This window comes from Pseudorhodoplanes sp., from assembly GCF_046289595.1.
Lineage (GTDB): Bacteria > Pseudomonadota > Alphaproteobacteria > Rhizobiales > Xanthobacteraceae > Pseudorhodoplanes.
On sequence record NZ_JBKBVB010000205.1, the window covers coordinates 1 to 4,016 of the forward strand.

Here is a 4,016-nt window from a genome sequence, read left to right on the forward strand (position 1 = left end):
AAGGCGAACTGATCGACTGGATCCAGGCCGCTCGGCAGGACACCGACGGCCTTCTCATCAACGGCGCCGGGCTGACCTATACTTCGATCGCCATTCTCGACGCGCTGCTTGCTTATGAAAAGCCGATCATCGAAGTGCATATGAGCAACATCTACAAACGCGAGCCGTTTCGCCATCATTCCTTCATTTCGAAGGCGGCAACGGGTATCGTCGCGGGCCTCGGTCCTCTGGGATATGAGATGGCGATCACCGCAATGGCTCGTCTCCTGGAAAAGGCGCGTACGTCATGAGCAAGGATGCGCTGATTTTTTACAGCGAGTTTGACGATCCGGCTGCGTGGAAGAAAACCCTGACCGCGGAGCTGCCGGATCTGGATTTCCACACCGATCCGGGCGCCGTCGATCCGGCCGCTGTCCATTACGCATTGGCGTGGAAACCACCGAAAGGCTTTTTTGCACGCTTCCCCAACCTGAAACTCGTCACAAATCTCGGCGCCGGCGTGGATTCGCTGGTCGGCCGCGACGATCTTCCCGACGTGCCGATCTCGCGCCTTTCCGACACCGGCATGGTGTCGCTGATGAGCTCTTACGTGCTGTTCTCGGTCATCCGCTATGCCCGCGACATCTACATTTTTGAGCGCGCGCAGCGCCGCGGCGAATGGAAATATGTGCATCCGCGCGCGTTGTCGGACATCAAGGTCGGCGTGCTCGGCCTCGGCGAACTCGGCGCGCCCGCCGCGCAGGCGCTTGCGCGCACCGGTTTCGACGTGCGCGGCTGGAGCCGCAGCCTGAAGGACATTCCGGGCGTGCGATGCAGCAACGGCATGGAGGCGCTCGACGCGTTTCTGCGCAGCACCGAGATTCTGGTGATCCTCCTGCCGCTGACCCCCGAAACTCGCGGCCTTATCGATGCACGGCGGCTGTCGCTCTTGCCCGAGGGCGCCAAACTCATCAACGCCTCCCGCGGCGCCGTGGTCGACGAGTCCGCGCTGATCGCGGCCCTGCAAACGGGACACATCGCGGAAGCCACGCTCGACGTGTTCACCGTCGAGCCGTTGCCGAAGGGGCATGTATTCTGGGGGATGGAAAATGTCCTGATCACGCCGCATCTGGCCAGCATCACCGTGCCGGAAGCGGCCGCCCGCGAAGTCGCCGAGAGCATCCGCCGGGTGCGCTCAGGCCTTGCCCCGCTTCACCAGGTCGACCCCCGGCGGGGTTATTGAGCCCGGCGCAAACAGGCCGTCCGGCGAAAAGGCTTCGTGGACGTAGGTCTCAAAGGCCTGCACCGCCGGACGCGTCGCATAATGCTTCAGGCGCAACGTCATGATGCGGGTCGGCTGCAGCGCCTCCTCGAAAGCAAGCACGGCGATGCGGTTGCCGTCATAGGCAACGGTCGTCGCCGGAATGGCGTTCTGGATGGCAAAGCCATGGCCATGTGCGACCAGGCCGCGAATCAATTCCTGCGAGCGCGATTTGAAGACGATGCGCGGCTCTATACCAGCGGCGCGGAACAGCCCGAAGAAATAGTCGCGCGAATGCGGCAGATCGAGCAGGATGAAGGGCTCGTCAGCAAGTTCACGCAGACTTACCGACTTTCTACCTGCGAAAGGATGATGGGCCGCCACGATCGCATAGGGCGGCAGGTCGATCAGCGGCTCGGCATGGATGTCATCTGGCACCGCGAGGCTGTAGGCGAGCGCGATCTCGATGCGGCCGGACAGCATCGAGGCGATCGTCTCTTCCTGGTCGCCCTCCTGTAGCGTCACGGTGATGCCGGGATATTTCTGGGCGAAGCCGGCGAGCAGGCCCGGCATGAAGCGGATCGCCAGCGTCAGGAAGCAGCCGACGGTGATCTCGCCTTTCAATGCGTTACCAAGGTCGATCGCATTCTGCGTGAAGTCCTGCGCATGCTTGAGCAGAAGCCGCGCCTCGTTGACCACGCGCTCGCCGACCGGAGTCAGCGTGACGCCCCGGGCATGGTGCCGGATGAACAGCGGCACCCCGATTTCCGCCTCCAGTTCGGCGATCGCACTGGAAATCGAAGGCTGCGACACATTGAGGCGCTTGGCCGCCGCCGTGACATGGCCGGCATCGGCGGCCGCCACCACATAACGCAATTGCCGCAGGGACAGGTTCATGGGGCCTAATCCCTTCATCGGAAAATCCGATGAAGTTTGACGGAATAAAGTATTTTACCGATTTAGCCGCGCTGCGCAATCTTTGAGAAAGATCAAGGCGCGGAGACAGGCGATGATCCGGACAGGTGAGCAATATCGGGACGGTCTTCGGGACGGCCGCGAAATCTGGATCGACGGCGAACGGGTCAAGGATCCGACCACGCATCCGGCCCTGAAGCCGATCGTCGACATCCGCGCCCGCATGTACGACATGCAGCACGAGGACACGCACGCGCCGGTGCTCACCTATGTCGAGGACAACAGCCGGCATTCGATCTTCAACCGCCTGCCGCGCGAACAGAAGGACTGGCAGGACAAGCGCGACGCCTGCGACACGGTCATGAATGAAATTCGCGGCGTCGTCACCCGTGTCGGCGACGAGACCGTTGGCGAAATGTGGTCGCTCTTCGACGGCCGCGACGTCCTCAACGAGATCGATCCGCGCTTTGGCGACAATATCGCCAATCACATCCAGGCGGTGATCCAGAACGATCCGTTCCATGTCTCGGCGAACACCGATCCCAAGGGCGACCGCTCCAAAGCGCCACAGGATCAGGACCCCGACATGATGGTGCATGTGGTCAGGGAGACCGATGCCGGCATCATCGTGCGCGGAGCGAAATACGAGACCGCATCGGGCTATGCCGACCAGGCCTTCCTGAAGCCGACCGTCGGCGCCTGGACCAACGAGCAGCTCTCCGACTATGCGGTCGGCGGCATCGTGAAGATGGGCGCGAAGGGCGTGAAGCATATCGCGCGCTCGGGCTTTGCCGGCCGCACCAGCGCCGCCGATTATCCGCTCGCCAACAAATTCGATGAAGTCGACTTCCTGATGGTGCTGGACGACGTCCTGATCCCCTGGGAGGACGTGTTCTTCTACCGCCACACCAAGGCCGCGCAATATATTCGCGGCACGCTGCACCGCTATTCGGCGTTCCCTTACGTGCTGCGCATTCTCTATGTCGCCGACATGATGATCGGCGCTGCGATGTGGAACGCCAAGCAGACCGGCCTCGACAAGATGCAGGCGGTGCGCGAGAAGCTCGCCGACCTGGTCTGCTACCGCGAGGGTATCAACGCGCATTTGACGGCGGCTGTCGCCGCTGCGCAGAAGAGCCCGGGCGACCTCCTGATGCCGAACCAGCCGATGCTCTATGCCGGCCGCGTCTTCGCCTGCTCGAACCTGCCGCAGATGATGCATATCGCGCGCGAATTGTGCGGCGGCCAGATCTGCGTCACCCCGAACGAGGCCGCCTTCAAGGCGCAGGGCTCCGGAAGCTGGCTCGAAAAGTTCTATACCCTGAACGACAACTGGCACGCCGAGGACCGCCGCAAGCTGCTTGCTTTCGCGCGCGATCTGCTCAACTCCGATTATGCCGGCCACCGGCTGACCTTCATCCAGTTCGCGCAGGCGCCGCACTTCAATCATCTCGCCGCGGTCTACAATTCCTTCGACTTTTCCGGCCCCCTCGACTTCGTCAAGCGCGCCGCCGACCTGTCCGATCGCGTCAACGGCGGCGGAAAGAAGTAACGGCATGATGCACGCGCTGGCCGACCGGTTCCGGGACACGATGCGGCGCACCGCATCGGGCGTCGCCGTGCTGACCACGGACGGCGTTGGCGGGCGCGCCGGCGTCACGGTTTCGACGCTGTGCTCGCTGTCGATGGAGCCGCCTTCGGTGATCGCCTGCGTGCATCGCGACAGCCGCGCGCTGGAGATCATCCTGAGGAACGGCGTGTTCGTTGCGAATGTGCTCGCCGAGGACCAGGAGCATGTGGCCAAAGCCTTTGCCGGCATGATCCCGGAGCTGCGCGACAACCGTTTCGGCAATGCCGCCTG

5 protein-coding genes are annotated in these 4,016 nt (G+C 62.9%); 4 read left to right on the forward strand and 1 reads right to left on the reverse strand.

What is annotated here, in order from left to right; genetic code table 11:
- Positions 1-290: type II 3-dehydroquinate dehydratase (locus tag ACK41X_RS22945; RefSeq protein WP_409728485.1), on the forward strand; the 290-nt coding region annotated here is incomplete at its 5' end.
- Complete coding sequence (locus ACK41X_RS22950) at positions 287-1,222, forward strand: 2-hydroxyacid dehydrogenase (protein WP_409728488.1); 936 nt, start codon at positions 287-289, stop codon at positions 1,220-1,222. The genes ACK41X_RS22945 and ACK41X_RS22950, both read left to right, overlap by 4 nt.
- Here the strand turns inward: ACK41X_RS22950 and ACK41X_RS22955 are convergent.
- The gene (locus tag ACK41X_RS22955; protein ID WP_409728491.1) at positions 1,175-2,137 is read right to left on the reverse strand and encodes a LysR family transcriptional regulator; all 963 of its coding nucleotides are present in this window, start codon (positions 2,135-2,137) and stop codon (positions 1,175-1,177) included. The two genes, ACK41X_RS22950 and ACK41X_RS22955, sit on opposite strands and share 48 nt — an antisense overlap.
- A gap of 112 nt (positions 2,138-2,249) precedes the next feature.
- Between ACK41X_RS22955 and ACK41X_RS22960 the strand changes: the two genes are divergently transcribed.
- Both ACK41X_RS22960 and ACK41X_RS22965 read left to right on the forward strand, forming a co-directional pair.
- Positions 2,250-3,707, forward strand: coding sequence for a 4-hydroxyphenylacetate 3-hydroxylase family protein (locus ACK41X_RS22960; protein WP_409728494.1), 1,458 nt, complete (start codon positions 2,250-2,252; stop codon positions 3,705-3,707).
- Between the two features lie 4 nt (positions 3,708-3,711).
- On the forward strand, positions 3,712-4,016 hold a 305-nt coding region (locus tag ACK41X_RS22965; RefSeq protein ID WP_409728497.1), incomplete at its 3' end, for a flavin reductase family protein.

What these genes read in the sequence shown, in the direction of transcription:
- ACK41X_RS22950 (WP_409728488.1), top strand. Translation starts at nt 287, where the DNA reads ATGAGCAAGGATGCGCTGATTTTTTACAGCGAGTTTGACGATCCGGCT.
- ACK41X_RS22955 (WP_409728491.1), bottom strand. Translation starts at nt 2,137, where the DNA reads ATGAACCTGTCCCTGCGGCAATTGCGTTATGTGGTGGCGGCCGCCGAT.
- ACK41X_RS22960 (WP_409728494.1), top strand. Translation starts at nt 2,250, where the DNA reads ATGATCCGGACAGGTGAGCAATATCGGGACGGTCTTCGGGACGGCCGC.